We start from the raw sequence: 26273 nt of genomic DNA, 5'->3' as shown, positions 1-26273 counted from the left end.
GATCCTGGCTCGGCGTCATGAGCTGTACGAGCAAGCTCGGGAGAAATGCCCGGAACGCTGGTCTGGCCAGACAAGAAACTGGGAGCCGATGGGCACTGTGATGTTGAACCCGGATCGGCAGCAGCAGACCGAGAAAAGAGCGGCATAGTTAGACGGCGACGCGACAACAACCTTGAAAAACGCCGAGCGCCTGAAAGCCAATGGTCCAACTTCTCGGCTTGTGGATTTGGAGTCACACCAAAAACTCGCTGAATAGCTTTGTGAATTCATGGCACGGAGTCGAACTCCGTGCCCGCGAAATAGGCAGCCGCCAATGGCGACTCTCAATATTTCTCAAACTGCCCAACAAAAAAGGCCTACCTTGCGGTAAGCCTTTTCCATTCACTACATAATCCTCAATCCCCCAACGCTTCCCCCTCACGCCGTGGGTCCGCGCCACCTTCCAACGTCGCTTTCCCCTGCGCATCCTTGACCCGTACGATGGCTTGGGTGCCGCTGGTCATGTCGATTTCACTCACCGCGTGACCTTTGTCCTTCAACGCCTGAATCAGCGCCGGGCTGAACTGGCCTTGTTCCAGTTCGGTCGGGCCGTTGCGGCTGCCGAAGTTGGGCAGGCTGATGGCGCTTTGCGGGTCGAGGTTCCAGTCGAGCAGGCCGACGGTGGTTTTGGCGACGTATTCGATGATCTGCGAGCCGCCCGGTGAGCCGACGCCGGCGAGGAATTCGCCGCTGTTGCGATCGAAGATCAGCGTGGGGGCCATCGATGAGCGTGGGCGTTTGCCGGGTTCGACGCGGTTGGCGACTTTCTGCCCGTTCTCTTCGGGGATGAACGAGAAGTCGGTCAATTGATTGTTCAGCAAAAAGCCCTGAACCATCAGGTGCGAGCCGAATGCCGCTTCGATGGTGGTGGTCATCGACACGGCGCCGCCGAGGTCATCCACCGCCACCACTTGCGAGGTGGAAATGCGCAGCGGCGAGCGGTCCGGCGCGTAGGCGACCTGCACACCCGGCGGGGTGCCCGGTTTGGCGCTGCCCATGCTGCGTTCGCCGATCAGGCTGGCGCGACTGGCGAGATAGCCTGGGTCAACCAGACCTTTGACCGGTACCGGCACGAAGTCAGTGTCAGCGACGTATTGCGCGCGGTCGGCGTAGGCCAGTCGCTCAGCTTCGGCGATCAGGTGCACCGCTTGTGGATCGGGTTCGATGCCGGCCGGTTTGTCAGTCTTCAGCGGTTTGAGTGGTGCCAGTGCCCAGCGCGGATCGCGGGTTTCCAGGGCCTGCAAGGTGCCGAGAATCTGCGCCACGGCAATGCCGCCCGACGACGGTGGCGGCATGCCGCAGACCTGCCAGCGTTTGTAGTCGGTGCACAGCGGCGCACGTTCCTTGGCCTGATAACGCTGCAGATCATTCAGCGACAGACTGCCGGGGTTGGCGTGCCCCTGGACCTTGGCGACGATGTCCTCGGCAATCGGGCCTTTGTACAGCGCATCGGCGCCTTCGCTGGCAATGCGTTTGAGCACCGCGGCCAGTGCCGGGTTTTGCAGGGGTGTGCCAATGGCTTTGACGCTGCCATCGGCATTGAGGAAATACTTGGCCATGTCCGGCGACTGGCGAATCGCCGGATCTGACACGAGAAGTGAATGCAGGCGAGGAGAGATGGCGAAGCCCTGCTCGGCAAGTTTGATCGCCGGCTCGAACAGCTTCGCCCACGGCAGGCGACCGTGCTGTTTATGTGCCAACTCCAGTGCGCGCAACACGCCCGGTGTGCCGACCGACCGGCCGCCAATCTGCGCCTGTGGGAACGGCATCGGTTTACCGTCCGCTTGCAGGAACAGCTTCTCGGTGGCACCGGCCGGAGCGGTTTCGCGACCGTCATAGGTCTGCACTTTTTTGCCATCCCACAACACGATCATCGCGCCGCCACCAATCCCGGAGGATTGCGGTTCAACCAACGTCAGCACCGCTTGCATCGCAATCGCCGCATCAATCGCCGAACCGCCCTGGCGCAGCATCTCGCGACCGGCCTCAGCGGCCAGTGGATTCGCAGCGGCGGCCATGTGTTTGCTGGCGTGACGGGGTTGCAGATCGGTGCGGTAACCGGAGGCGGCTTCCGGTGCCAAAGGCAGGGTCGAGGCGGGCGGGGCGTTGCACGCGGTGAGGGTCAGGGCGCTGATGATCAGCGTCAGGGCTGGCAGGCGAAAGCGGCTCAAGGGCAAGGCTGAAAACACGCGGGCTCTCCGTCCATGGGGTAAAAGTCTGTGGGACTTTATCGACCGACCGTGAAGGACGCAAACCATCGGTCTGTTTCTCCTTCATGCCTGGGCCAGTTTTCTGTCGGATCAAGGGTAAGCGTGAGGCCTGAGCATCCTGCACAACGAGCGCCCGATATGGCTCAGATACTTCTACGCTGATAGGGACATGTGATCGCACCGAAGGTGCTCATATCCAGTCGTTCCTGTATAGCCAGAGAGGTGCGCGTGATGATCAACGAACAGATGGCACCTGAGACAAAAGGTGTGGCGGTGACATTACTTGCAACCGTTGACCTCGGCCCTGAGATTGAAGGCATGGCAGGGCGTCAACTTCGAATGCGGATGGTGACCATTGAGCCTGGAGGGGTCTTCGGGCCGGTTCATAGCCATAAAGACCGACCCGGTACTGTTTACATATTGCAAGGAACGATCACTGATCATCGGCATGGCGTCGCCACGGACTATGGACCCGGAGTGGGGTGGCCCGAGGACAGAAACACTACGCACTGGCTTGAGAACAGAGGCCCTGTTGCGGCAGTGGAGATCTCGGTCGATATCGTCAGGCAAGATTAATATCAAACGCTTTGGCCAGGTGCGTAACTCAAGGTGTTTTGATGACTCCTGCGCCTCTCCCTGTGCCAGACGCGCTCGCCACAGCGCCGGCACTTTTCTCGAGGCATAAAAAAACGGCCTACCTTTCGGTAAGCCGTTTTTAGTACTTGGTGGCTACACAGGGACTTGAACCCCGGACCCCAGCATTATGAATGCTATGCTCTAACCAACTGAGCTATGTAGCCAAGTGGCGCGCATTATTCCCCTGAAATGGAAAAGCGTCAAGCGTAAATTTAAAATATTTCTTCTTATTTTCAACCGCTTATCCTCCGGCCCGGAAAATCCGGGCCGGGCAGGGCGTCAACGCAGTTGGAATCTTGCGGTATTGGCGCTCAAGGCATGGCTGCCTTGACTCAAAGTGTCCGCCGCGAGATTCACTGCCCGCGCGCCTTCAAGCAAACGCACGGCGGCCTGATCGACCTGCTGGATATTGCCGCTGACCTCATCGGCGGTGCTCGCTTGCTCTTCAACTGCCGTGGCGATCTGCGCGAGGGTGTCTGTGACACTCTGCACGGCGCTGGCAATTTCCCCCAGTCGTTCGCCGAGGCCAGTGACCGCTTCGGCATCCGATTGCGCCTGGCCGCAGGCGGCTTCCATCAGGCTCACCGCTTCGTTGACCGTGGCGCGCAGGCTGTCGACGGTGCCGGCGATCTGCGCGGTCGACGATTGAGTGCGTTGCGACAGGCTGCGCACTTCGTCGGCGACCACGGCAAAACCGCGACCCTGTTCGCCGGCGCGTGCCGCTTCAATCGCGGCGTTGAGTGCCAACAGGTTGGTCTGTTCGGCAACACCGCGAATGGTGTCGACCACCAGTTGGATCTGCTGCCCTTGTTCGCTGACACGGCCCAATGCCGCAGCGGTTTCGTTGAGGCGTTGATTGAGCTGTTGAATGCTCGCCGTGGTGCGCTGGCTGTCGCGGCTGCTGTCAGCGGCGATGCGCCGGGTGTGCTGGGCGCTGCCGGAAGCCTGTTCGCAACTCTGCGCCACGCCTTGGGAGGTGGCGGCCAGTTGTGTGGCGGCAGCGGCGATCTGGCTGATCTGCAATTGCTGCGCTTCGACTTCGCCCAGCGCGCCACTGGAGTGATCGTTGAGGCTGCGCACCGCGTTGCTCAGTTGCGAGGTCTCGTGATCGACGCCGAGCATGCTGGTGCGCAATTGCACCACGGCGACGTTGAGGGCGGTGCTGATCGCCGCCAGTTCATCACGGCCCACCACCGGCACTTGCAGGCTCAGATTGCCGTCGCGCAGGGCTTCGGCCAGCACAGTGATGCCGCTGGCGCTGCGCCGGATCGAGGCTTGCAGGCAAATGAACAGGTACAGCGCGGCCAGTAGCAGGCAGCCGAAGATGGCCGCAACGATGATGAACTGGCGGATGGCCGAGCCATGGTAGTAGTCCAGTCGCTGATCCAGGGACATCAGCGATTGCTGGCGCAGTGAGGCGAGATCGCCGAGCAGGGCGTCCAGGCTACGCTCGAAGTCCTCAGGCTTAAGGTTGATGCTGCCGCCGAACATGCCGTCGTCCAGCACTTTCAGGCCGGCGTCCAGGCGTTGCAGGCTGTCTTGATACTGCGTTCCCCAGGTTTGTTGATCGCCGGGCAGGCGCGCTTTGAGAAGGTCGGCGTTTTTCACTAATTGTTCACGGGCGTCGCCAATCCGGCTGCGCAGATCGCGCAGTTGCAGGCGGCTCTGCAAGGTGAACTGTCCGGACACCACCGAAGCCTGACCGACAGCGGCGAGGCGGCCGACCCGTTCGATCAGATCCGGCGCGTCTTGCGTCGAGATTTGCGTCAGCAAGTAGGTTTCCAGCCACGGCGCGAGGGTCAGGCGGTTTTCCATGACGATCTGCTCACGCAACGCTTGCAGGGTGCTGAGTGCATGGGTGAAACGGTCGTATCCGTCCGGCCACCAACCGACGCCGCTCAGGCTTTTCGAGTCCAGACCGTCCAATGCGGTTTGCAAGGCCTGATAGCGGGCAAGGGTTTCGCCCTCGGCGCCTTGATTCTTCAACGCATCGCCCAGGTCGCTGACGGCTTGTGTGACCGCTGGCTGCACAGCGTCGAAGGCAGCCATCGCGGCGAGCGTCGCCGGCGTTGGCTGGCGGTTGGTTTCGGTTGCACGCCAGCGGGCAGCGCGGTCGCGTTGTGCCGCCAGCAGATTGTCGAGCGCATCCAGGGCGAGCAACTGCTGGACGCCGGCGCGCTCAACGCCAATCAGATTGAGTTTGTCGCGATAACCTTGGCCGATCATCAACAGGCTGCCGGCCAGCGGCAGAATGAACAGCAGAAACAACAGCTGAAATTTACGCGCGAATCCAAACCGCCCCAGCAATTTGATTCCCGGTGATAAAAAAGCCTGCATGCCCCATGACTCCTCTGGACACCACGCACCATTGGCGTGCATCGCGGTCGTGCGACCTTGATGTTGTGCCCTGCTAAAAGGCCTCGAAAGTTCACTCTCGCCGGCTCTGTAGGCTGGCTCTGTAGCGAAACTTCCCATTCTCGATCCCCTTTGTAAGGGGCCGCGTTCAGGGGAAGAAGCAAGGCAAGATTCAGACCATGGCGTTGCGCTATCAGTTTGAGGTGACGAGTAACCAGTTAGTTAGCTGCCTAAGGGGATGGCTTTGCTGCACCGAAAAATGGCACATTGACGCACCTGCCTGCGTGCATCCCTCTGCTGTACGGAAACTTTCATGGCTATCAGCAACGTTCAGCCCGCCGCTGCCTCGGCGTCCGCTCCTGCTCAAAGCAGTCCATTGGTGATGCGCATCATCGGCGCGGTGGCGCTGGCGCATTTGATCAACGACCTGATCCAGTCGGTGCTGCCGTCGATCTACCCGATGTTAAAGGCCAACTATGGCTTGAGCTTCACCCAGGTCGGCCTGATCACGCTGACCTTTCAATTGACCGCCTCGCTGTTGCAGCCGTGGGTCGGGTATCACACGGATCGTCACCCGAAACCGTGGCTGTTGCCGGCCGGCTCCATTTGCACGCTGATTGGTATCGTGATGATGTCAGTGGTCGGTAGCTTCCCGTTGATTCTGCTGGCGGCGGCGCTGATCGGGATCGGTTCTTCAACCTTTCACCCGGAAGCGTCGCGTATCGCGCGGTTGGCGTCGGGCGGACGCTTTGGTCTGGCGCAATCGACGTTCCAGGTCGGTGGTAACGCGGGGTCGGCGTTCGGCCCGTTGCTGGCGGCGGCGATCATCATTCCGTTCGGTCAGGGCAACGTGGCGTGGTTTGGTCTGTTCGCGGTGTTTGCGCTGTTCGTGCTGTACCGCATCAGTCGCTGGTACGCCCATCACCTCAACCTGTTCAAGCTCAAGGCTGGTCTGGCGGCGACTCACGGGTTGTCGAAGGGCAGGGTAACCAGTGCGCTGGTAGTTCTTGGGTTGCTGGTGTTTTCCAAGTATTTCTACATGGCCAGTTTCACCAGTTACTTCACGTTCTACCTGATCGAGAAGTTCGACCTGTCGGTGGCCAGTTCGCAGCTTCATCTGTTCCTGTTCCTTGGCGCTGTGGCAGCGGGTACGTTCTTCGGCGGGCCGATTGGCGACAAGATCGGCCGTAAGGCGGTGATCTGGTTCTCCATCCTCGGCGTGGCGCCATTCACGCTGATCCTGCCCCACGTCGACCTGTTCTGGACCAGCATTCTCAGCGTGGTCATCGGCTTTATCCTCGCCTCGGCGTTCTCGGCGATTGTGGTGTACGCACAGGAACTGGTGCCGGGTAATGTCGGGATGATCGCCGGGGTGTTCTTCGGTTTGATGTTTGGTTTTGGCGGGATTGGTGCAGCGTTGCTTGGGCATCTGGCGGATGTTCACGGGATTGAGTACGTGTATTTCCTGTGCTCGTTCCTACCGTTGTTCGGGGTGTTGGCGATCTTTTTGCCGCGTACCAAAAAGGCCTGATTCACCACCGTTGCACAAGAAATAACAGTGAATTTCAGGCACAAAAAAGCCGCGTATCAAACGCGGCTTTTTCTCGGGCGTGATGCTTAAACGTTGAAGCGGAAGTGCATCACGTCGCCGTCTTTAACGATGTAGTCCTTGCCTTCCAGACGCCATTTACCGGCTTCTTTGGTACCGGCTTCGCCCTTGTACTGGATGAAGTCGTTGTAGGCGATGACTTCTGCGCGGATGAAGCCTTTCTCGAAGTCGGTGTGGATCACGCCAGCCGCCTGGGGGGCGGTGGCACCGACTTTGACGGTCCAGGCGCGGACTTCTTCGACACCGGCGGTGAAGTAGGTCTGCAGGTGCAGCATTTCGTAGCCGGCGCGGATGACGCGGTTCAGGCCCGGTTCTTCCAGGCCCAGGGCCTCAAGGAACATGTCCTTCTCTTCGCCGTCATCGAGCTCGGCGATTTCGGCTTCGATCTTGTTGCAGACCGGAACCACCATGGCGCCTTCTTCTTCGGCGATGGCCTTGACCACGTCCAGGTGCGGGTTGTTCTCGAAACCGTCTTCAGCCACGTTGGCGATGTACATGACCGGTTTGGTGGTCAGCAGGTGGAAGCCCTTGATCACCGCTTTCTCGTCGGTGCTCATGTTCTTCATCAGGCTGCGCGCAGGCTTGCCTTCGGTGAAGTGCGCAATCAGTTGCTCCAGCAGAGCCTTCTGAACGACGGCGTCCTTGTCGCCACCCTTGGCGTTACGCGCGACTTTCTGCAGTTGCTTCTCGCAGCTGTCGAGGTCGGCGAAGATCAGCTCCAGGTCGATGATTTCGATATCGCGTTTCGGGTCGACGCTGTTGGAAACGTGGATCACGTTTTCGTCTTCGAAGCAGCGCACGACGTGGGCGATCGCATCGGTTTCACGGATGTTGGCCAGGAATTTGTTGCCCAGGCCTTCACCTTTCGAGGCGCCGGCGACCAGGCCTGCGATGTCGACGAATTCCATGGTGGTCGGCAGGATGCGCTTCGGATTGACGATGGCCGCCAGGGCTTCCAGACGCGGATCCGGCATCGGCACGATGCCGCTGTTCGGCTCGATCGTGCAGAAGGGGAAGTTCTCGGCCGCGATACCGGATTTGGTCAGGGCGTTGAACAGGGTGGACTTGCCGACGTTAGGCAGGCCGACGATGCCGCAATTGAATCCCATGGTGTTTCCCCTCGGAGTAGAGTCAGGCCTTCTGGCTGTGCAGGTTTTTCATCGCGCGGTTCCATTCACCGGCGAGGATATCCGGCAGCACGCCGAGGGCAAAGTCGATGCTGGCATCGAGTTTTTCCTGTTCGGCGCGTGGCGCACGACCCAGGACGAAATTTGAAACCATACTGGCGACGCCCGGGTGGCCGATGCCAAGCCGCAGGCGGTAGAACGTATTCTGATTGCCCAGTTGCGCGATGATGTCGCGCAACCCGTTGTGACCGCCATGGCCGCCGCCCTGCTTGAGCTTGGCGACGCCCGGAGGCAGGTCGAGTTCGTCGTGTGCCACCAGGATTTCTTCAGGCTTGATGCGGAAGAAACCGGCAAGAGCCGCCACGGCCTGGCCGCTACGGTTCATGTAGGTGGTGGGAATCAGCAGACGAACATCCTGACCTTGATGCGAGTAGCGCCCGGTCAGGCCGAAATATTTGCGATCGGCGACAAGGTTCACACCTTGTGCGTCAGCGATGCGCTCAACAAAAAGGGCCCCTGCGTTATGCCGGGTCTGGTCGTATTCAGCGCCTGGATTTCCCAGGCCAACGATCAGTTTGATGGCAGTCACGATAGGGGCCCTTCCTTTGAGTGGTGGATAACATCGCCGCGATCAGGGAAAGCGGCGAAAGTGGACGAAAAATGCTCATTTACCATGGATGTAAACTCCGCGTTCTCGCCCGCTTTCTCGCTACGTTCCAGTCCGCGATGTTACTTGCTCACTCAGGCATGACAGAGTGAATTACTCTGCTGCGCCTTCTTCGGTAGCTTCTGGAGCAACACGTGGAGCGTGGACGTTGGCAACAGCCTTGTCATCGCCGTGTGCCAGAGCAACGAACTCAACGCCTTTAGGCGCTTTGAGGTCCGACAGGTGAATGATCGAACCGATTTCAGCGTTAGCCAGGTCGACTTCGATGAACTCAGGCAGATCTTTCGGCAGGCAGGTCACTTCGATTTCAGCAACAACGTGCGAAATCTCGCCGCCTTTCTTCACTGGAGCAGCTTCGTTGACGAAGTGCACAGGAACGATAGCGGTCAGTTTCTGGCCCGCTACAACGCGTACGAAGTCAGCGTGCAGCACGTGGCCTTTGGACGGGTGACGTTGCAGGGCTTTGATGATCACGTTTTGCTTGGTGCCACCAACGTTCAGCTCGATGATGTGGCTGTAAGCCGCTTCGTTTTCGAGCAGTTTGGCAACTTCTTTGGCCAGCATGCTGATGGATTCAGGGGCTTTTTCGCCACCGTAAACAACAGCAGGAACCAGAGCGGCGAGACGACGCAGGCGGCGGCTCGCACCTTTCCCCAGGTCGGAACGCACTTCAGCATTCAGAGTAAATTCGTTCATTTTGTATCTCCAAAATAGCCATGACCGAGCGGCGTTTGCGACCAGCGCCAAACACGGTATGGGCAAAAAAGCCCCGCCCCGACAGGAATGCCGGGGCGGGGCGCTTTTCGTCAACGAGACATTTCGAGAAGGGCTGGGCCCTTAGCGGAACATCGCGCTGATCGATTCTTCATTGCTGATGCGGCGAACCGCTTCGGCAACAACCGGTGCGATATCCAGTTGACGGATACGTGCACAAGCTTGTGCTGCAGCGGACAACGGGATGGTGTTAGTCACCACCAGCTCGTCCAGCACGGAATTTTCGATATTCTCGATGGCCCGACCCGACAGCACAGGGTGCGTGCAGTAGGCAAAGACCTTGGCTGCGCCATGCTCTTTCAGGGCCTTGGCCGCGTGGCACAGAGTGCCGGCGGTATCGACCATGTCATCGACCAGAATGCAGGTACGCCCTTCGACATCACCGATGATATGCATCACTTCAGAGTGATTGGCTTTCTCACGGCGTTTGTCGATGATCCCGAGATCCACGCCCAGCGACTTGGCAACGGCACGTGCACGCACGACGCCACCAATGTCCGGGGACACGATCATCAGGTTTTCGAAGCGCTGATCTTCAATGTCATCCACCAGAACCGGGGAGCCGTAGATGTTATCTACCGGAATATCGAAGAAACCCTGAATCTGGTCAGCATGCAGATCAACCGTGAGAACACGGTCGATGCCGACTACGGTAAGCATGTCAGCGACGACTTTCGCGCTGATGGCCACACGTGCGGAACGCGGACGGCGATCCTGACGGGCATAACCAAAATAAGGAATAACAGCAGTGATACGAGTAGCCGAGGAGCGGCGGAAGGCATCAGCCATCACGACCAGTTCCATCAGGTTATCGTTTGTCGGAGCGCAGGTCGGCTGAATAATGAAAACGTCTTTACCGCGAACGTTTTCATTGATCTCGGCAGTAATTTCGCCGTCGGAGAACTTACCGACAGAGATGTCACCGAGAGGGATATGCAGCTGACGTACAACACGCCGAGCCAGATCGGGGTTAGCATTCCCCGTAAAGACCATCATCTTGGACACGCGCAGTACCTAGAGGCTGAGGGTAACCTGGATGAGTATAGAAAATGGCAGGGGCGGCTGGATTCGAACCAACGCATGGCAGGATCAAAACCTGCTGCCTTACCGCTTGGCGACGCCCCTGTATCTGTTGCTTCAAGTGCCGAGCACTTGGTTCCTTTAGAGCAGACTTTGCAGCTTGCGATGCAACATCGAAACGTTGCTTCCTTTTGCTACAAACCCTGTAAGGGTCTCTGTCAGAAGGGCCGAGACTTTATCAGCTTCAGCTTTGCTTGGGAAGCCCCCAAACACACAACTTCCAGTTCCGGTGAGCTTTGCTTCGGTAAATTTACCTAACAAATCCAATGCGTTACGTACTTCTGGATAACGCCTTGCAACCACCGGCAAGCAGTCATTTCGACTGTTTCCCTCGGGAACGGGGCGCACTTTAATGGGCGGCGTGTTACGTGTCAACAAAGGATCGGAAAAAATTTCTGCCGTACTTACAGAGACTTGCGGCACGAGCACCAGATACCACGGTTCTTCGGGATCCACCGGGGTGAGTTTCTCGCCCACGCCCTCGGCAAACGCCGCATGGCCACGGACGAAAACCGGTACGTCGGCCCCCAGCGAAAGGCCCAGTGCGGCCAGGCGATCTTCATCCCAACCCAACTGCCACAAATGATTCAGGCCGAGCAAAGTCGTCGCCGCATTCGAACTGCCGCCACCAATACCGCCGCCCATGGGCAGGACTTTATCAATCCAGATATCGATACCGAGCGAGCCGCCGGACTGTTGCTGGAGCATTTTCGCTGCACGCACGATCAGGTTGCTGTCATGCGGCACGCCTGCGAATTCGGTGTGCAGTTGAATCACGCCGTCATCGCGCACGGCAAAAGTGATTTCGTCGCCGTAATCGACAAACTGAAACAGCGTCTGCAATTCGTGATAACCGTCTTCACGGCGACCGAGAATGTGCAGCATCAGATTGAGCTTGGCCGGAGAGGGCAGGGTCAGGCGTGCAGCGGTCATGGGTTATTGCCCCAACTTGCGCGGTTGCCAGGTCTTGATCACCAGCGTCACATCAAGGTCGGTGCCGTGCAGCTTGATGCGTTCCGGCAACCAGTAACCGTTCTGCTCGGTGTAAGCGATGTATTCGACTTTCCAGCCATCCTGTTCCAGGTTGGCCAGACGACTGTCGGCGTCCAGGTTCAGGCGACTTTTGCTGTTCGGAGCGGGCAGGCCACGCACCCACCAGGCCAGATTCGACACTGGCAGCTTCCAGCCGAGTTGCTCCTCAAGCAGCGCTTCCGGCGACTCGGAGTCATAGCGGCCCTGATTGGCGACTTCCAGCGAGACCTTGCCCGGACGCCCGGTCAGGCGTGCGGCGCCACGACCCAGCGGGCCGGACAGGCGAATGTCGTAATAGTCCTGACGCTGCAGCCAGAACAACGTGCCGCTACCGGAATCCTTTGGTGCGCGGATGCCGATCTTGCCGTCGATCTGCCAGCCGTCGAGGCCTGTCAGCTGTTGTTTGTTCACGGCCCATTGAGCCGGACTGCCGTGGCCCTCGACCGATTCGCGAGCGCCGAAACCCGCGCAACCAGCGAGCAGGGCGATGAAGCTGAAAACAATAACGTGGCGCAAAAACATGAGTTAAAGAGTCTCGGATCCGGTCAGGCGCTTGATGGTACTGCGCAGAATGGTGCTGTCGGGCTGATCCTTGAGGAATTTGCCCCAGATTTGTTTGGCTTCACGCTGGTTGCCCTTGACCCACAGCACTTCACCGAGGTGAGCGGCGACTTCGTGATCAGGGAAACGCTCCAGCGCCTGACGCAGATATTTCTCGGCGTCGTCCAGATTGCCCAAGCGGAAGTTCACCCAGCCGAGGCTGTCGAGTACTGCCGGGTCTTGCGGGTTGATCTGATGCGCCTGCTCGATCAGCGTCCTGGCTTCAGCGTAGCGCGTGGTTCGGTCAGACAGGGTGTAGCCCAAAGCGTTCAGCGCCATGGCGTTGTCCGGATCGCGTTTGATGATCAGGCGCAGGTCTTTTTCCATCTGTGCCAGGTCATCGCGTTTTTCCGCGAGCATTGCCCGGGTGTAAAGCAGGTTCAGGTCGTCCGGGTATTGCTGCAAGGCTTGCTGCAAGACTTTCCAGGCCTTGTCGTCCTGTTTGTTGGCCGACAGGGTTTCTGATTCGATCAGGTACAACTGGATGGCGTAATCGGGTTGCGCGTCGCGTTCGGCCGCCAGTTTGTTTTGCGCTTCGGCGGTTTTGCCGTTGTTCATCAGGATGTCGGCCTGACGCAACTGCGCGGGCAAATAGTCGTTGCCCGGTCCTACCTGGGCGTACTCGATCAGTGCACCTTGCGGGTCGTTGCGCTCTTCAGCGATGCGCCCCAGGTTCAGGTGCGCCGAATCGACGTGGCTGTCGCGAGCGATCAGGTCTTCGAGATAGCCCTTGGCCTCGTCCCAGGCCTTGGCTTCCAGGCACACCAGCGCTAACGAATAACGCAGTTCGTCGTCTTCAGGATATTGCTGAACGAGACTGAAAAACTCGGCTTTGGCGTCGTCCACTCGGTCCTGCTCGACCAGCATGCGTGCGTAAGTCAGGCGCAGGCGTTTGTCGTCCGGGTACTTCTTGATGCTTTTTTGCAGCACCGGCAGCGCTTCGTCGCCACGGTTCAAGAGCTGCAGCAGGCGCGCGCGCAGCAGGATCGGGGCAATTTCGCCGTCTTCCGGCGGGTGGTCTTCGAGCAGGGTCAGCGCAGCTTTATTGTCGCCGTCCTGCTGCAAGAGCAGGGCCTTGCCGAAAATCAGTTGACCGTTGTTCGGGTGACGCTGCAACAAACGGTCAAAACTTTTCATCAGGCCGTCGCGGGTTTCCTGGTCGGTATCAGCCGCCGACAGCGCGAGGAAATCGAAATGGGTGTCGCCCTTGCCCAGCAGGACTTTCTCCATATAGACCATGGAGTCGTCATAGCGCCCGGCGCGTGCCAGTTGTACGGCGGCGGCGCGTTGCGCTTCGAGATCGTCCGGGGCGTTTCTTGCCCAGATCAGTGCCGTGTCGAGAGCCGGTTGGTCGGCGCCCAGATACTCGGCGATGCGAAAAGCACGCTCGGAGACGCCCGGGTCCTGGGTATTGATGGCCTGGGTCACGTAGTTATCCAGCGCAATGTCGAATCGATTGCGCTGGCCGGCGAGTTCGGCGCTCAACAGGCTGAAAATGGTTTCCTCGCTGAACGAGCTGTAAACCTTGGGCTTTTCAGGCGCGGGCGTGGTGTCTTCGACCGGTGGCGTACCGTCCGGCGAAACGGGTGCCAAGGCCTGGCAGCCGCTGAGGAAGACAAAAGCAAGGAGCAACGCGGAAGATCTATTCATATAGGAAGAGGACGACTAACCTGCGGTCGGATCATCATGACACAAGCCTTGGGCCAAACATAACCGAGTCTCAATTGTGCCCATTATAGGGGCCGACAATTGGGACAATAGTCAGCGGTAGTTGTTCTGAATCTTTCGAAGGTGGACAATTGCCGGCTTCACGTCACCATCAGCGACCTTGAATGGCCTTCCTTGCACTCGGTATTAACCACAAGACTGCTTCAGTAGACGTCCGCGAGCGCGTGGCCTTTACCCCTGAGCAACTGGTTGAGGCCCTGCAGCAGCTCTGCCGACTGACCGACAGCCGCGAAGCTGCGATCCTCTCCACCTGCAATCGCAGTGAGCTTTATATAGAACAGGATCAGCTTTGTGCGGATATCGTGCTGCGCTGGCTGGCCGACTATCACCATTTAAGCCTCGATGAGCTGCGTGCGAGTGCTTATGTGCATGAAGATGATGCGGCAGTTCGTCACATGATGCGTGTCGCCTCCGGGCTCGACTCGTTGGTGCTGGGCGAACCACAGATTCTCGGCCAGATGAAATCGGCCTACGCCGTGGCCCGCGAGGCCGGGACTATCGGGCCGCTGCTGGGGCGACTCTTTCAAGCCACGTTCAATGCCGCCAAACAGGTGCGCACGGACACCGCAATCGGTGAAAACCCGGTGTCCGTGGCATTTGCGGCCGTCAGCCTGGCCAAACAGATTTTCAGTGATTTGCAACGCAGCCAGGCCTTGCTGATCGGCGCTGGCGAGACCATCACCCTGGTCGCCCGACATTTGCACGAGCTGGGGGTCAAGCGCATCGTCGTTGCCAACCGCACCCTGGAGCGCGCGAGTCTGCTGGCCGAACAGTTCGGCGCCCACGCGGTGTTGCTGTCGGATATTCCGGCGGAGTTGGTGCGCAGCGATATCGTCATCAGTTCGACCGCCAGTCAGTTGCCGATCCTCGGCAAAGGCGCGGTCGAGAGTGCTCTGAAGCTGCGCAAGCACAAACCGATCTTCATGGTCGACATTGCCGTTCCCCGGGATATCGAGCCGGAAGTCGGCGAGTTGGACGACGTTTACCTCTATAGCGTCGACGACCTCCACGAAGTGGTCGCCGAAAACCTCAAAAGTCGCCAGGGCGCAGCCCAGGCGGCGGAAGAAATGGTCTCGGTCGGCGCTGACGATTTCATGGTGCGCCTGCGCGAACTGGCGGCGGTCGACGTGCTCAAGGCCTATCGTCAACAGAGCGAACGCCTGCGCGACGAGGAGCTGCAAAAAGCCCTGCGTCTGCTGGCCAACGGCGGTAACGCTGAAGACGTGCTCGGGCAACTGGCCCGTGGCCTGACCAATAAACTGTTGCATGCCCCGAGCGTGCAACTGAAAAAGCTTTCTGCCGAAGGCCGCCTCGATGCGCTGGCCATGGCCCAGGAACTCTTTGCCCTCGAGGGCTCACCGGATAGCTTTTCGGATAAAAAACTGCAATGAAAGCGTCACTGCTCAATAAGCTGGACATCCTCCAGGACCGTTTCGAGGAACTGACCGCGCTGCTCGGCGACGGCGAAGTCATTTCCGATCAAGCCAAATTTCGTGCCTATTCCAAGGAATACGCCGAACTTGAGCCGGTGGTACAAGGCTATAAAAAGCTGCTCAGTGTACAAAGCGATCTTGAAGGCGCGCAGGCGCTGCTCAAGGACAGCGACCCGGACATGCGTGAAATGGCCGTGGAAGAAGTCCACGAAGCCAAGGAATTGCTGATCACCCTGGAATCCGATCTGCAGCGCATGCTGCTGCCCAAGGATCCCAACGACGGCCGCAACGTCTTCCTCGAAATTCGCGCCGGCACCGGCGGCGACGAGGCGGCGATTTTTTCCGGCGACCTGTTCCGCATGTACTCGCGTTACGCCGAACGCCGCGGCTGGCGTGTGGAGATCCTTTCGGAAAACGAAGGCGAACACGGTGGCTATAAAGAAGTCATCGCCCGCATCGAAGGCGACAACGTTTACGGCAAGCTGAAATTCGAGTCCGGCGCGCACCGCGTACAGCGTGTGCCGGCCACCGAATCCCAGGGCCGTATTCACACCTCGGCCTGCACCGTGGCGGTGTTGCCCGAGCCAGACGAGCGCGAAGCCATCGAGATCAACCCGGCGGATTTGCGCGTCGACACTTACCGCTCCTCCGGGGCCGGCGGTCAGCACGTCAACACCACCGACTCGGCGATCCGCATCACGCACATACCGACCGGCACTGTCGTCGAGTGTCAGGAAGAACGTTCCCAGCACAAGAACCGTGCGCGGGCGATGGCGTGGCTCGCAGCCAAACTCAATGATCAGCAAACCGCCGCAGCGGCCAATGCGATTGCCAGCGAGCGAAAACTGCTCGTCGGTTCCGGTGATCGTTCCGAGCGGATTCGCACCTACAACTTTGCTCAGGGCCGGGTCACCGACCATCGCGTCAACCTGACCCTGTACTCCCTGGATGACATTCTCGCCGGTGGCGTTGAGGCCGTGATCGAGCCTTTGCTGGCCGAATACCAGGCCGACCAACTCGCGGCAATAGGTGAATAAATGACCATCATTGCCAGCCTGTTGCGTGCCGCCGAACTGCCGGATTCGCCCACCGCGCGTCTGGACGCCGAATTGCTCCTCGCGGCGGCGCTGGGCAAGTCGCGCAGTTTTCTGCACACCTGGCCCGAGCGCATCGTGCCCAGTGACGCGGCGCTGACCTTTGCCGAATACTTGCAACGCCGCCGTAGCGGTGAGCCGGTGGCTTATATTCTGGGTCAGCAGGGGTTCTGGAAGCTCGATCTGGAAGTCGCTCCGCACACACTGATTCCGCGTCCTGACACTGAATTGCTGGTGGAAGCGGCGCTGGAGTTGCTCCCCGCAACGCCCGCTAAAGTGCTCGACCTCGGCACTGGCAGTGGCGCAATTGCGTTGGCCTTGGCCAGCGAACGCCCAGCGTGGAAAGTCACTGCCGTGGACCGTGTTCTGGAAGCCGTGGCCCTGGCGGAGCGCAATCGCCAGCGTCTGCACCTGAACAATGCCACGGTGCTGAGCAGCCATTGGTTCAGCGCTCTGCAAGGTCAGCGTTTTGATCTGATCATCAGCAATCCGCCCTACATCGCGTCCGCCGACCCGCATCTGGTCGAAGGTGATGTGCGCTTCGAACCGGCCAGTGCGCTGGTGGCCGGTGAGGACGGGCTCGACGACTTGCGTCTGATCGTCGCCCAAGCGCCGGATCACCTGCAGGCCGGCGGCTGGCTGATGCTCGAACACGGCTATGATCAAGCCGAGGCTGTTCGCGATCTGTTGAGCACTCGCGGTTTCGAAGACGTCCACAGCCGCACCGATCTGGGCGGTCATCAACGCATCAGCCTGGGGCGCCTGCCGTGCTGAATGATCAGGAATTGCTGCGCTACAGCCGACAGATTCTGCTGCAACACATCGACATCGATGGCCAGTTGAAGCTCAAGGACAGTCGCGTACTGATCGTCGGCCTCGGCGGTCTCGGTGCGCCGGTTGCCTTGTATCTGGCGGCAGCAGGTGTGGGCGAATTGCATTTGGCGGATTTCGACACGGTCGATCTGACCAACCTGCAGCGCCAGATCATCCACGACACCGACAGCGTCGGCATGAGCAAGGTCGACTCGGCGCTCAAGCGTCTGGGCGCGATCAACCCCGAGATTCTACTGGTGCCTCATCGTCAGGCACTGGACGAGGACTCTCTTGCCGCTGCCGTTTCGGCGGTGGACCTGGTCCTCGACTGTTCCGATAATTTTTCCACGCGCGAAGCGGTCAACGCCGCGTGTGTGGCCGCTGGCAAACCCTTGGTCAGCGGCGCAGCGATTCGTCTTGAAGGGCAGTTGTCGGTGTTCGATCCGCGTCGCGCCGAAAGTCCTTGCTACCACTGTCTGTACGGCCACGGTAGCGAAGCCGAACTGACGTGTAGCGAGGCTGGCGTAGTGGGGCCGCTGGTGGGGTTGGTCGGCAGCCTTCAGGCACTCGAAGCGTTGAAGGTGCTGGTCGGGTTCGGCGAACCGCTGGTGGGGCGCTTGCTGTTGATCGACGCCTTGGGCTCGCGCTTTCGCGAGTTGCGGGTCAAGCGTGATCCGGGTTGCAGCGTCTGTGGTTCGCGCCATGCGTGAAGCGCCGATCGGCGTGTTTGATTCCGGTGTCGGCGGCTTGTCGGTATTGGCCGAAATCCAGCGATTGTTGCCCCGAGAGTCGCTGCTGTACTTTGCCGATTGCGGGCACATTCCTTACGGCGAGAAAACCCCTGCGTTCATCCGCCAGCGCTGTAGCGTGATGGCCGGGTTTTTCCGCGAGCAGGGCGCCAAGGCGTTGGTGGTCGCCTGCAATACCGCGACGGTGGCCGCTGTGGCCGATCTGCGCCGGGATTTTCCCGACTGGCCGATTGTCGGCATGGAGCCAGCGGTCAAGCCTGCCGCTGCTGCCACCCGCAGCGGTGTGGTCGGCGTACTCGCCACCACCGGCACCTTGCAGAGTGCCAAGTTTGCAGCGCTGCTGGATCGCTTCGCCACCGATGTGCGGGTGATCACCCAGCCGTGCCCGGGGCTGGTCGAGTTGATCGAGAGCGGCGATCTGCACAGCGCCGCGTTGCGCCAGTTGCTGCAAAGCTACGTCGATCCGCTGCTGGCCAATGGTTGCGACACCATTATTCTCGGCTGCACGCACTATCCCTTTCTTAAAACGATGCTCAAGTCGATGCTCCCCGAAAACATCAGCCTGATCGACACGGGTGCAGCCGTGGCTCGGCAACTTCAGCGTCTTCTGGCCGAACGCGATTTGCTCGCCGAAGGGCCGAACCGGTCGGTCAGATTCTGGACCAGTGCCGACCCGCAGTACTTCAAAAACATCCTGCCGCTGCTGGGGCAAACCGCAAGTGAAGTGCATCACTTCGGATTGTAAAAAAAGTGTGAAATAACTAAAAAATCGGCTGAACTTCTGATCAACCGCCGCCTTCTATAGCGTGAGTTATCTAGAAAACCAAACGATCGTTCCGGAAAAGGAAGTTTCAAAGTGAAGCGACTATTCTGTTTGGCCGCGATTGCGGCCGCACTGATGGGGCACAGTTTTACCGCACAAGCAGCAGGTGTTGAGTTCGGGGTCGGGGCAACCAGCGACTCAACCATGACGTATCGCCTGGGGATGAATTTCGATTGGGACAAGAGCTGGCTGCAGAGTGACGTCGGTCGCCTGACCGGCTACTGGAGCGGTGCCTACACCTATTGGGAAGGCGACAAGACCTCCAGCAACAACAGCCTGTCGTTCTCGCCGGTGTTCGTTTACGAGTTTGCCGGGCAATCGGTCAAACCGTATGTCGAGGCCGGGATTGGCGTGGCGGTGTTCTCCAATACCCGGTACGAATCGAACAATCTGGGCGGCGCCTTCCAGTTCGAAGACCGCCTGGGTTTTGGTCTGCGTTTCAACGGTGGGCATGAAGTCGGGATTCGTGCGATGCACTATTCCAACGCCGGTCTTGCCAGTGACAACGACGGTGTAGAAAGCTACGCGCTGCATTACACGATGCCACTGTAAGCACAGATTTAACTGTTTGCAGAAAACCTTGTGGGAGCGGGCTTGCTCGCGAATATGGTGTATCAGTCGACATGTGAGTTGATTGACCCACCGCTTTCGCGATCAAGCCCGCTCCCACATTTGGTTTTGGGGTGTTTTCGGGATCAGCGGTATACCGTGGCGATACCCTGGCGCTCTTCGATGCACTCGGGTGAGCCCATCTCGAACTCGCGACAAATCAGCGGACGCTTCTCATAGATCGTGCACATCATCGTGTCGCGATCCAGTGCCGCACACCAGCCGTCGTCCAGACGCAGCATCACTTCGCCGCCCCACTCATCGGTATCGATAAAGCGATCAGGCACGCCGGTGTCGGTGATCAGCATCACTTCGAGCTGGCAGCAGCACGCTGCGCAAGTCGAACAGGTGACCGCCGGTTCGGTGATTTGCTGGTGGGGAATGTTTTTCATGGCCGGCAGTGTAAGGCAGAGCTCGTCGAGTGTGTGAAAGCTCTGACGGACGCTCAGTGGTTCAGGCGTCGCGCCATGGTGTGCAACAACGGAAACAGCAGTGCCCAAAGCAGGCCGATGCCGATCAGGGTCGGTAATTCGCCGTAGGGAAATTGCACCCCGGCCAGTCGTCCGCCGCCGTAGTACGACAATGCGCCGCCGACGGCGCCCAGTGCGCTGGCCAGCCACCATGGCCGGGCAGTCCACGCAAGGCAGTGACGTAGGGTCGTGGCGAGCAAGGCCCAGAGCAGCATCAGCCACAGCGGAATCAATGGTGACTGATCCTGGAACTCAAACACGCCTAGGCCACGCAAAACGCTGTCCACCGCCGTACCGACCAGCACCACACTGAGTACCAAACGGCCCTCAGCCGCCCAACTGCTGATCCAGCACAGATGAATCACCAGCACCGCCAGCGCCAGCAGCAGCCACAAACTGTTGCCGCCGAGCACACAGACCAGCCAGCCGATCTGGAACAACACGGCATTGGCGATCCGCTCAAGCATCGAAACGGCCAAGCAGTGGCGCGGGCATGGCAGCGGGTTTGGCCAGCAGCAATTGCGCGGTGCCGATGGTGCGCTCCAGGAATCCGCCCTCGCAGTAGCACAGATAGAATTCCCACAACCGCAGGAAGTAATCGTCGTAGCCCAATTCGCTCAAGCGGCCGTGTGCACGGCGAAAGTTTTCGTGCCACAGACGCAGGGTGCGTGCGTAGTGCAGGCCGAAATCTTCCATGTGCAGCAAGTTCATGTCGGTTTCGCGGCTGACCACTTCAAGCATCTTCTGCACAGAGGGCAGGGCGCCGCCGGGGAAGATGTAGCGCTGGATGAAGTCGACGCCGCGCCTGGCTTGCTCGTAGCGCTGTTCGCGGATGGTGATGGCTTGAATCAGCATCAGACCATTGCGCTTGAGCAGGTGTGCACATTGCTTGAAGTAGGTCGGCAGGAAGCGATGACCGACGGCTTCGATCATCTCGATCGACACCAGTTTGTCGTACTCGCCGGTGAGGTCGCGGTAGTCCTTGAGCAGCAGCGTGACCTGATCCTGCAAGCCCAGTTGTTCGATGCGCTGTGCGGTAAACGCGTACTGCTCTTTGGACAGGGTTGTGGTGGTCACGCGGCAGCCATAGTTTTGTGCCGCGTAGAGCGCCATGCTGCCCCAACCGGTGCCGATTTCCAGCAGGTGATCGCTGGGCGTAAGTGCGAGTTTCTGGCAGATCCGCTCGAGCTTGTTCAGTTGCGCCTGTTCCAGACTGTCTTCGGGGGTGAGGAACTGTGCCGCCGAATACATCATGGTCGGGTCGAGAAACTGCTCGAACAGATCGTTGCCCAGGTCATAGTGCGCGGCGATGTTTTTCTGCGAGCCCTTGCGGGTGTTGCGGTTGAGCCAGTGCAGGCCTTGCACCAGCGGGCGGCCGAGACGGGCCAGACCGCCCTCCATCGCGTCGAGCACCTCAAGGTTGCTGACGAACACCCGCACCACGGCGGTCAGGTCAGGCGAATGCCAGTAACCATGGATGAACGCCTCGCCGGCACCGATCGAGCCGTTGCCGGCCACCATGCCCCAGACTGCCGGGTCCTGAATGTGGATTTCCCCGAGCAAGGCACTGCCCGGCGCGCCGAACATCAAGCGTTCGCCATCCTCGATCACCAGCAGTTGCCCGTGTTTGAGTTGAGCCAGTTGGCGTAATACACCACGGCGCAACAGCGATCCGGTCAAACCATGGGTGCTGAGCCGACTGAGCGACGGGCTAGAGGATTTCATGGCGTTGCTCCTTGGGAGGCACAGTGGCGGTTTGAAAGCTGCCGTCGGCAGCCTGATGAGCAAAGATGGGCGCGCGTTTGAACAGCAGTCGCAACGCTTGCCAGTAAATCGCCAACGCGGTTTTTGCAGTCATCCACGGGAAGCGCCGCAGGTAGCGATGCAGGCTTTGCCGGTTGAGGGTTTCGCGTTGCAGATTGAGCGTGGCGTCGAACAGCTTGTGTTCGCCCTGCCAGTCGGCCATGTGCACGCCAAGGGTTTTGGCGGCGGGGCTGAAGCTCATGCGGTATTCAAGATCGCGCGGCAGAAACGGCGAGACATGGAACGCCTTGGCCACCGCGAAATGCTGGTGAAAATCCTGCAGATTGGCCGGCGTGCGCGCAGGCAGCACGTAGTGATAACGCTCGCGCCATGGGGTGTTGGTCACTTCGCAGACAATCGCGGCCAGTTGCCCGTCGGCTTCGTGGCAGTAAAAGAAACTCACCGGGTTGAACGACAAGCCCCAACTGCGCGCCTGGGTCAGCAGGCAGATCGAGCCTTGCGGTTCATGGCCGATGGCGGCAGCGACCTGCTGGCGCACGGCATCGATCAGGCGAATGCCGCGCCCGGTGAAGGTCTTCAGATAGTCGGTTTCGCGAAAGGAGAATGGCGCGAAGCGGCTACGCCCCGCCAGTGGCGACAGCGCCAGTACAGCGTCCTGTTCGCTCAGATCGAGATAGAGCAAGCCGATCTTGTAACGGAACGCGTGCTTGCGCGGCGAAAAGCGCCGATGACCGATCCAGCCGCTGTACAGGGCGCTGTTCATAAGGTTTCCCCGAACGAAGCAGCCACGCGCAATGCGCTGACCACACCGTCTTCATGGAAACCGTTGGCCCAGTAGGCGCCGCAATAATGTGTGTGTTGTGCGCCGTCCAGTTCTGCCCAGCGATTCTGCGCCGCCACTGCCGCGAGGCTGAATTGCGGGTGGGCGTAGGTGTATTTGGCGAGCACTTTGAATGGGCTGATGCCCGCGCTCTGGTTGAGGCTGACGCAAAACGTGGTGTCGCTCTGGATGCCTTGCAGGATGTTCATGTCATAAGTGACCGCCGCCTGAGTGTGGCCGGATCCGCCAAGCCGATAGTTCCAGCTCGCCCACGCCAGTTTGCGAGCGGGCAGCAGACGCGTGTCGGTGTGCAACACCACTTCATTGTCGGCGTAGGGCAGGGCGCCGAGGATTGCGCGTTCGGCATCGCTGGGGCTGGCGAGCAGTTGCAAGGCCTGATCGCTGTGACAGGCAAACACCACTTGGTCGAAATGTTCGCTGCCTGCCGGGCTGTGGATAACCACGCCATGTTCGTTGCGATCAACACGGGTCACCGGGCAGTTGAGGCGGATGTTCTCTTTGAACGAAGCGGTCAGTGGCGCGACATAGGCGCTGGAGCCGCCCTCGATGACCCGCCATTGCGGACGATTACTGATCGATAACAGCCCATGGTTCTTGAAGAAACGGACAAAAAACTGCAGCGGAAAATTGAGCATCTGCGCCATCGGCATCGACCAGATCGCGGCCCCCATCGGCACGATGTAATGCAGGATGAAACGCTCGCCGTAGCCGCCAGCCTTGAGGTAGTCGTCCAGCGTGGTGTCGGCAGCGATCCGCTGTTCTGCGAGGTCGCGTTGCGCTTCTTTGTTGAAGCGCAGAATGTCGCGCAGCATGCCCCAGAATCCCGGCGACAGCAGATTGCGGCGCTGGGCGAACAGGCTGTTGAGGTTGTTGCCGTTGTATTCCAGCCCCGTGTCCGGATCGGTCACGGAGAAGCTCATTTCGGTCGCTTTGAAGCTCACGCCGAGCTCGCCCAGCAAGCGAATGAAGTGGGGGTACGTCCAGTCGTTGAATACGATGAAGCCGGTGTCCACCGCGTAGGAGCGACCGTCGACGGTCACCTCTACGGTGTGCGTGTGGCCACCGACCCAGTCGCTGGCTTCGAACACCGTGATGTCGTGTCGGCGATTGAGCAGGTAGGCGCAGGTAAGCCCGGAGATCCCGCTGCCGATGATGGCAATTTTCACGTTGGTTCCTGCAGCGGTGGATTGCGTCGCACCATGCGTTTGCCAATGGCGAGTTGCGCTCGGGCGGGCAATTTCGACAACGGCCACAGGGCGGCCATGAACAGCGCGGGAAAGGCGATTTCCAGTGGCCGGTCCTTGAGTTTGGCGTAGATGTGTCGTGCGGCTTTATCCACAGGCCAGCTCAGAGGCATCGGAAAATCATTCTTGGCGGTCAGCGGTGTCTCGACAAAGCCGGGGCTGACCACCGTGACTTCAATGCCTTCATCCGCCAGGTCAATGCGCAACGATTCGAACAGGTAACGCAGCCCGGCCTTCGACGCACCATAGGCTTCGGCCCGAGGCAGCGGCAGATAGGTCACGGAACTGGCGACCCCGACCAGATGCGGTGCCGTGCCTTTACGCAGCAAGGGCAGGGCGGCTTCGATGCAATAGCTGCTGGCGAGCAGATTGGTGCGCACCACATGCTCGACGATCGAAGCGTCGAACTGGCGGGCATCGACGTACTCGCACGTCCCGGCATTGAGAATCACGCTATCGAGCGATCCCCAGTCCTGAGTGATGTGCTCACCGATTTCGCGCACGGTCTGGCTGTTGGTCAAATCGCCCGGCACCACCAGCACTTGTCCCGGATAACGTTGCGACAAGGCCTTGAGCGGGGCGACCTGACGTGAACTGACCGCCAGGTGCGCACCGGATTTCAGAATTTCCTCAGCCAGTGCCGCGCCGATACCACTGCTGGCACCGGTCAACCAATAGCGCCGTGGAGGTGTACGAGTCATCCCATTCTCCTTTTCAACCAAGTAATTACTCGGCCCAATACGGGCAAATGTTCGTACAGCAGCGCCCCGGCATCGAAATAATCCCGGTGGCGATAAACCTTGTCGCGCCAAAGCAAATGCGAGCAGCCGCTGACGCGTATTTCCCGGCCACTGGCCAGCCGTGGGTGGCGATAACTCATGACCCAGCGCAGGTAGCCTTCACCGTCACTGATCTGGTCGAAACCGTAGAAGTCGAAGCGCAGTTCGCTGACGTTGGCGTACATCTGGGCAAAGTAGCTGCGCAGTTGCGTCAACCCCTGCACGTCGTGCAACGGGTCGGTGAAGTGAATGTCATCGCTGTACAGCTCGCCCAAGCGTTGCAAGTTGTCTTTATCCAACTCGCAAAATTGCCGGGCGAAGCTGCGCAGCAATTCACTCATGATCGCCTCCGGCCGCTTGGCGGGCAGGCAGGTTCTTGAAGGCGGCCAACGCGCGCTCCCGTGACGCGCTGAGATTAACGATTGGCGCGCGATAGTCGGCGACACCGAACAGCCCACCGGCGCTGGCCGGGTTGTGCACTTGTTTTTTATTGAGCCCGGCCAGTTCAGGCAGCCAGTGCTTGATGAACAGCCCTTCGCTGTCGAATTTCTCCGACTGGCTCAGCGGATTGAAAATGCGGAAGTACGGCGCCGAATCGGTCCCGGTCGATGAGCTCCACTGCCAGCCACCGTTGTTGGCCGCCAGATCGCCGTCGATCAGGTGGCGCATGAAAAAGCGTTCGCCTTCACGCCAGTCGATCAGCAGGTTTTTGGTCAGGAACATTGCCACCACCATGCGCAGACGGTTGTGCATCCAGCCGGTTTCGAGCAATTGGCGCATGGCCGCATCGATGATCGGCAGCCCGGTGCGCGCTTCTTGCCACGCCGCCAGATCATCCGGTGCATGGCGCCAGGCCAAGGCCTCGGTTTCCGGGCGGAAGGCGCGGTGGCGCGATACCCGTGGATAGCCGACCAGGATGTGTTTGTAAAACTCACGCCACAGCAGTTCGTTGATCCAGGTGACCGCGCCCACCTTGCCGCTTTCGAATTCGCCCTGATTGCTCTGCAGGGCCGCGTGCAGGCATTGGCGGGGCGATATCACCCCGGCGGCAAGATAAGCAGAAAGCTGACTGGTGCCCGGTTTGGCCGGGAAGTCTCTTTCGCTTTTGTAGTAGTCGATTTGCGCATCGGCGAAGGTATCGAGGCGGCGTTGAGCTTCCTCTTCCCCTGCCGGCCACAGGGCGCGCAGGGACTCGCCGGGGGCGGCGAAACCGTCGACGCAGTCAGGCACCGGATCGCTCTCGAGCGCCAGTGCGGTTTGCTTGCCTGGGGTTTTCACCAGGGCCGGCATCGAGCGATGCAGGCGTTCATAGCAGACCTTGCGGAACTGGCTGAACACCTGAAAATAAGTGCCGGTTTTGGTCAGTACCGTGCCGGGCTTGAACAGCAGTTGATCAAGATAGCGGTGAAATTCGACGCCTTCGCCTTTCAGCGTGTCGGCCACCGCCGCATCGCGACGGCTCTCATGAACACCGTATTCTTCGTTGACGTGAACGGCGGCGATCTTCAGTTGCTGGCAGAGTTTGAGCAGCTGCGCTGGGGCCTGATCCCAGTGCGCAGCGGTGCGGATCAGCAAGGGAATGTTCAGCTCGCCCAGGCTTTTGCTCAGTTCGCGCAGATTGCGTAGCCAGAAATCGACCTTGCACGGCGCGTCGTCATGTTCTTGCCATTGCCGGGGGCTCAACAGGTACACGGCGACCGTCGGGCCGCGTGCTGCGGCGGCCGCAAGGGCGGTGTTGTCATGTTGGCGCAAGTCAGTGCGCAGCCAGATCAATTGCATGTCGGTCTTCACTGGGTT

The 26273-nt window shown here is 59.7% G+C and carries 25 protein-coding genes and 2 tRNA genes; 8 read left to right on the top strand and 19 right to left on the bottom strand.

Annotated features, from left to right (window positions below; all coding sequences use genetic code 11):
* Positions 1–395: 395 nt before the first annotated feature.
* A complete protein-coding gene (gene ggt, locus AACY02_RS12680; RefSeq protein ID WP_339432212.1) occupies positions 396–2228 on the bottom strand; it encodes a gamma-glutamyltransferase in 1833 nt (610 codons plus the stop codon).
* A 252-nt stretch (positions 2229–2480) separates the two neighbouring features.
* On the opposite strand from ggt, the gene AACY02_RS12675 reads away from it, so the two are divergent.
* Complete coding sequence (locus AACY02_RS12675) at positions 2481–2825, top strand: cupin domain-containing protein (protein ID WP_339432211.1); 345 nt, start codon at positions 2481–2483, stop codon at positions 2823–2825.
* A 147-nt stretch (positions 2826–2972) separates the two neighbouring features.
* On the opposite strand, the gene AACY02_RS12670 is transcribed toward AACY02_RS12675, so the two are convergent.
* Positions 2973–3049: transfer RNA gene (locus AACY02_RS12670), tRNA-Met, on the bottom strand.
* 115 nt (positions 3050–3164) lie between these two features.
* Entirely contained in the window at positions 3165–5222 is a 2058-nt protein-coding gene (locus AACY02_RS12665; protein WP_339432210.1) for a methyl-accepting chemotaxis protein, read from the bottom strand.
* A 331-nt stretch (positions 5223–5553) separates the two neighbouring features.
* Here AACY02_RS12665 and AACY02_RS12660 point away from each other — a divergent pair, with 331 nt between their 5' ends.
* On the top strand, positions 5554–6771 hold the full coding sequence (locus tag AACY02_RS12660) for an MFS transporter (protein ID WP_339432209.1): 1218 nt from the start codon (positions 5554–5556) through the stop codon (positions 6769–6771).
* 86 nt (positions 6772–6857) lie between these two features.
* Here AACY02_RS12660 and ychF read toward each other — a convergent pair whose 3' ends face one another.
* The 8 genes from ychF to AACY02_RS12620 form a co-directional block, all read right to left on the bottom strand.
* Entirely contained in the window at positions 6858–7958 is a 1101-nt protein-coding gene (ychF, locus tag AACY02_RS12655) for a redox-regulated ATPase YchF (RefSeq protein WP_187678059.1), read from the bottom strand.
* A gap of 22 nt (positions 7959–7980) precedes the next feature.
* A complete protein-coding gene (gene pth, locus AACY02_RS12650) occupies positions 7981–8565 on the bottom strand; it encodes an aminoacyl-tRNA hydrolase (RefSeq protein ID WP_007912902.1) in 585 nt (194 codons plus the stop codon).
* 171 nt (positions 8566–8736) lie between these two features.
* Entirely contained in the window at positions 8737–9339 is a 603-nt protein-coding gene (locus AACY02_RS12645; protein ID WP_221731572.1) for a 50S ribosomal protein L25/general stress protein Ctc, read from the bottom strand.
* 141 nt (positions 9340–9480) lie between these two features.
* A complete protein-coding gene (locus tag AACY02_RS12640) occupies positions 9481–10422 on the bottom strand; it encodes a ribose-phosphate pyrophosphokinase (protein WP_003171603.1) in 942 nt (313 codons plus the stop codon).
* A 45-nt stretch (positions 10423–10467) separates the two neighbouring features.
* A tRNA-Gln gene (locus tag AACY02_RS12635) sits at positions 10468–10542 on the bottom strand.
* Between the two features lie 36 nt (positions 10543–10578).
* The gene (ispE, locus tag AACY02_RS12630) at positions 10579–11430 is read right to left on the bottom strand and encodes a 4-(cytidine 5'-diphospho)-2-C-methyl-D-erythritol kinase (protein WP_339432208.1); all 852 of its coding nucleotides are present in this window, start codon (positions 11428–11430) and stop codon (positions 10579–10581) included.
* Positions 11431–11433: 3 nt separating this feature from the next.
* A complete protein-coding gene (lolB, locus tag AACY02_RS12625; protein ID WP_339432207.1) occupies positions 11434–12051 on the bottom strand; it encodes a lipoprotein insertase outer membrane protein LolB in 618 nt (205 codons plus the stop codon).
* A 3-nt stretch (positions 12052–12054) separates the two neighbouring features.
* On the bottom strand, positions 12055–13779 hold the full coding sequence (locus AACY02_RS12620; protein ID WP_339432206.1) for a tetratricopeptide repeat protein: 1725 nt from the start codon (positions 13777–13779) through the stop codon (positions 12055–12057).
* A gap of 182 nt (positions 13780–13961) precedes the next feature.
* Here AACY02_RS12620 and hemA point away from each other — a divergent pair, with 182 nt between their 5' ends.
* From hemA to AACY02_RS12590, 6 genes are all read left to right on the top strand, one after another.
* Complete coding sequence (gene hemA, locus AACY02_RS12615) at positions 13962–15248, top strand: glutamyl-tRNA reductase (protein WP_339432205.1); 1287 nt, start codon at positions 13962–13964, stop codon at positions 15246–15248.
* On the top strand, positions 15245–16327 hold the full coding sequence (gene prfA / locus AACY02_RS12610) for a peptide chain release factor 1 (protein WP_339432204.1): 1083 nt from the start codon (positions 15245–15247) through the stop codon (positions 16325–16327). Before hemA ends, prfA begins: the two co-directional genes overlap by 4 nt.
* Positions 16328–17158, top strand: a complete 831-nt coding sequence (gene prmC / locus AACY02_RS12605; RefSeq protein WP_339432203.1) for a peptide chain release factor N(5)-glutamine methyltransferase — start codon at positions 16328–16330, stop codon at positions 17156–17158.
* Positions 17152–17907 (top strand): molybdopterin-synthase adenylyltransferase MoeB, encoded by a 756-nt coding sequence (locus AACY02_RS12600; RefSeq protein ID WP_339432202.1) that lies wholly within the window; start codon positions 17152–17154, stop codon positions 17905–17907. The genes prmC and AACY02_RS12600 overlap by 7 nt, the downstream gene beginning before the upstream one ends.
* Entirely contained in the window at positions 17900–18691 is a 792-nt protein-coding gene (gene murI, locus AACY02_RS12595) for a glutamate racemase (RefSeq protein ID WP_339432201.1), read from the top strand. Before AACY02_RS12600 ends, murI begins: the two co-directional genes overlap by 8 nt.
* Before the next feature lie 111 nt (positions 18692–18802).
* Positions 18803–19321 carry an acyloxyacyl hydrolase gene (locus AACY02_RS12590; RefSeq protein ID WP_339432200.1) on the top strand — a complete coding sequence of 173 codons (519 nt, stop codon included), beginning with the start codon at positions 18803–18805 and terminating at the stop codon, positions 19319–19321.
* A 143-nt stretch (positions 19322–19464) separates the two neighbouring features.
* Here AACY02_RS12590 and AACY02_RS12585 read toward each other — a convergent pair whose 3' ends face one another.
* From AACY02_RS12585 to phrB, 8 genes are read right to left on the bottom strand one after another with little or no spacing between them, the layout of a single operon-like run.
* Entirely contained in the window at positions 19465–19770 is a 306-nt protein-coding gene (locus tag AACY02_RS12585) for a YkgJ family cysteine cluster protein (protein ID WP_221731562.1), read from the bottom strand.
* 53 nt (positions 19771–19823) lie between these two features.
* Positions 19824–20315, bottom strand: coding sequence for a DUF2878 domain-containing protein (locus AACY02_RS12580; RefSeq protein WP_339432199.1), 492 nt, complete (start codon positions 20313–20315; stop codon positions 19824–19826).
* Positions 20308–21573, bottom strand: coding sequence for a cyclopropane-fatty-acyl-phospholipid synthase family protein (locus tag AACY02_RS12575; RefSeq protein WP_339432198.1), 1266 nt, complete (start codon positions 21571–21573; stop codon positions 20308–20310). Before AACY02_RS12575 ends, AACY02_RS12580 begins: the two co-directional genes overlap by 8 nt.
* Complete coding sequence (locus AACY02_RS12570; protein WP_221731559.1) at positions 21560–22375, bottom strand: DUF1365 domain-containing protein; 816 nt, start codon at positions 22373–22375, stop codon at positions 21560–21562. The genes AACY02_RS12575 and AACY02_RS12570 overlap by 14 nt, the downstream gene beginning before the upstream one ends.
* Positions 22372–23619, bottom strand: coding sequence for an NAD(P)/FAD-dependent oxidoreductase (locus AACY02_RS12565; RefSeq protein WP_339432197.1), 1248 nt, complete (start codon positions 23617–23619; stop codon positions 22372–22374). Before AACY02_RS12565 ends, AACY02_RS12570 begins: the two co-directional genes overlap by 4 nt.
* Positions 23616–24398, bottom strand: a complete 783-nt coding sequence (locus AACY02_RS12560) for an SDR family NAD(P)-dependent oxidoreductase (RefSeq protein WP_339432196.1) — start codon at positions 24396–24398, stop codon at positions 23616–23618. Before AACY02_RS12560 ends, AACY02_RS12565 begins: the two co-directional genes overlap by 4 nt.
* The gene (locus tag AACY02_RS12555; RefSeq protein ID WP_339432195.1) at positions 24395–24817 is read right to left on the bottom strand and encodes a nuclear transport factor 2 family protein; all 423 of its coding nucleotides are present in this window, start codon (positions 24815–24817) and stop codon (positions 24395–24397) included. The genes AACY02_RS12560 and AACY02_RS12555 overlap by 4 nt, the downstream gene beginning before the upstream one ends.
* Entirely contained in the window at positions 24810–26255 is a 1446-nt protein-coding gene (phrB, locus tag AACY02_RS12550; RefSeq protein ID WP_339432218.1) for a deoxyribodipyrimidine photo-lyase, read from the bottom strand. Before phrB ends, AACY02_RS12555 begins: the two co-directional genes overlap by 8 nt.
* Positions 26256–26273: the final 18 nt, after the last annotated feature.

Origin of the sequence: Pseudomonas sp. EA_65y_Pfl2_P78 (assembly GCF_963970495.1) — a bacterium.
Lineage (GTDB): Bacteria > Pseudomonadota > Gammaproteobacteria > Pseudomonadales > Pseudomonadaceae > Aquipseudomonas > Aquipseudomonas baetica_A.
Note: the sequence above shows the minus strand (reverse complement) of the source record. Positions and strands in the feature narration are given on the sequence as shown.

Bases quoted from the DNA above. Each gene is read 5' to 3' on its own strand.
- murI (WP_339432201.1), top strand. From the start codon at position 17,900: ATGCGTGAAGCGCCGATCGGCGTGTTTGATTCCGGTGTCGGCGGCTTG.
- AACY02_RS12560 (WP_339432196.1), bottom strand. From the start codon at position 24,398: ATGACTCGTACACCTCCACGGCGCTATTGGTTGACCGGTGCCAGCAGT.
- AACY02_RS12580 (WP_339432199.1), bottom strand. From the start codon at position 20,315: ATGCTTGAGCGGATCGCCAATGCCGTGTTGTTCCAGATCGGCTGGCTG.
- AACY02_RS12570 (WP_221731559.1), bottom strand. From the start codon at position 22,375: ATGAACAGCGCCCTGTACAGCGGCTGGATCGGTCATCGGCGCTTTTCG.
- ychF (WP_187678059.1), bottom strand. From the start codon at position 7,958: ATGGGATTCAATTGCGGCATCGTCGGCCTGCCTAACGTCGGCAAGTCC.
- AACY02_RS12620 (WP_339432206.1), bottom strand. From the start codon at position 13,779: ATGAATAGATCTTCCGCGTTGCTCCTTGCTTTTGTCTTCCTCAGCGGC.
- AACY02_RS12585 (WP_221731562.1), bottom strand. From the start codon at position 19,770: ATGAAAAACATTCCCCACCAGCAAATCACCGAACCGGCGGTCACCTGT.
- ispE (WP_339432208.1), bottom strand. From the start codon at position 11,430: ATGACCGCTGCACGCCTGACCCTGCCCTCTCCGGCCAAGCTCAATCTG.
- hemA (WP_339432205.1), top strand. From the start codon at position 13,962: ATGGCCTTCCTTGCACTCGGTATTAACCACAAGACTGCTTCAGTAGAC.
- AACY02_RS12665 (WP_339432210.1), bottom strand. From the start codon at position 5,222: ATGCAGGCTTTTTTATCACCGGGAATCAAATTGCTGGGGCGGTTTGGA.
- AACY02_RS12575 (WP_339432198.1), bottom strand. From the start codon at position 21,573: ATGAAATCCTCTAGCCCGTCGCTCAGTCGGCTCAGCACCCATGGTTTG.
- phrB (WP_339432218.1), bottom strand. From the start codon at position 26,255: ATGCAATTGATCTGGCTGCGCACTGACTTGCGCCAACATGACAACACC.
- AACY02_RS12675 (WP_339432211.1), top strand. From the start codon at position 2,481: ATGATCAACGAACAGATGGCACCTGAGACAAAAGGTGTGGCGGTGACA.
- lolB (WP_339432207.1), bottom strand. From the start codon at position 12,051: ATGTTTTTGCGCCACGTTATTGTTTTCAGCTTCATCGCCCTGCTCGCT.
- prmC (WP_339432203.1), top strand. From the start codon at position 16,328: ATGACCATCATTGCCAGCCTGTTGCGTGCCGCCGAACTGCCGGATTCG.
- AACY02_RS12555 (WP_339432195.1), bottom strand. From the start codon at position 24,817: ATGAGTGAATTGCTGCGCAGCTTCGCCCGGCAATTTTGCGAGTTGGAT.
- AACY02_RS12645 (WP_221731572.1), bottom strand. From the start codon at position 9,339: ATGAACGAATTTACTCTGAATGCTGAAGTGCGTTCCGACCTGGGGAAA.
- prfA (WP_339432204.1), top strand. From the start codon at position 15,245: ATGAAAGCGTCACTGCTCAATAAGCTGGACATCCTCCAGGACCGTTTC.
- AACY02_RS12660 (WP_339432209.1), top strand. From the start codon at position 5,554: ATGGCTATCAGCAACGTTCAGCCCGCCGCTGCCTCGGCGTCCGCTCCT.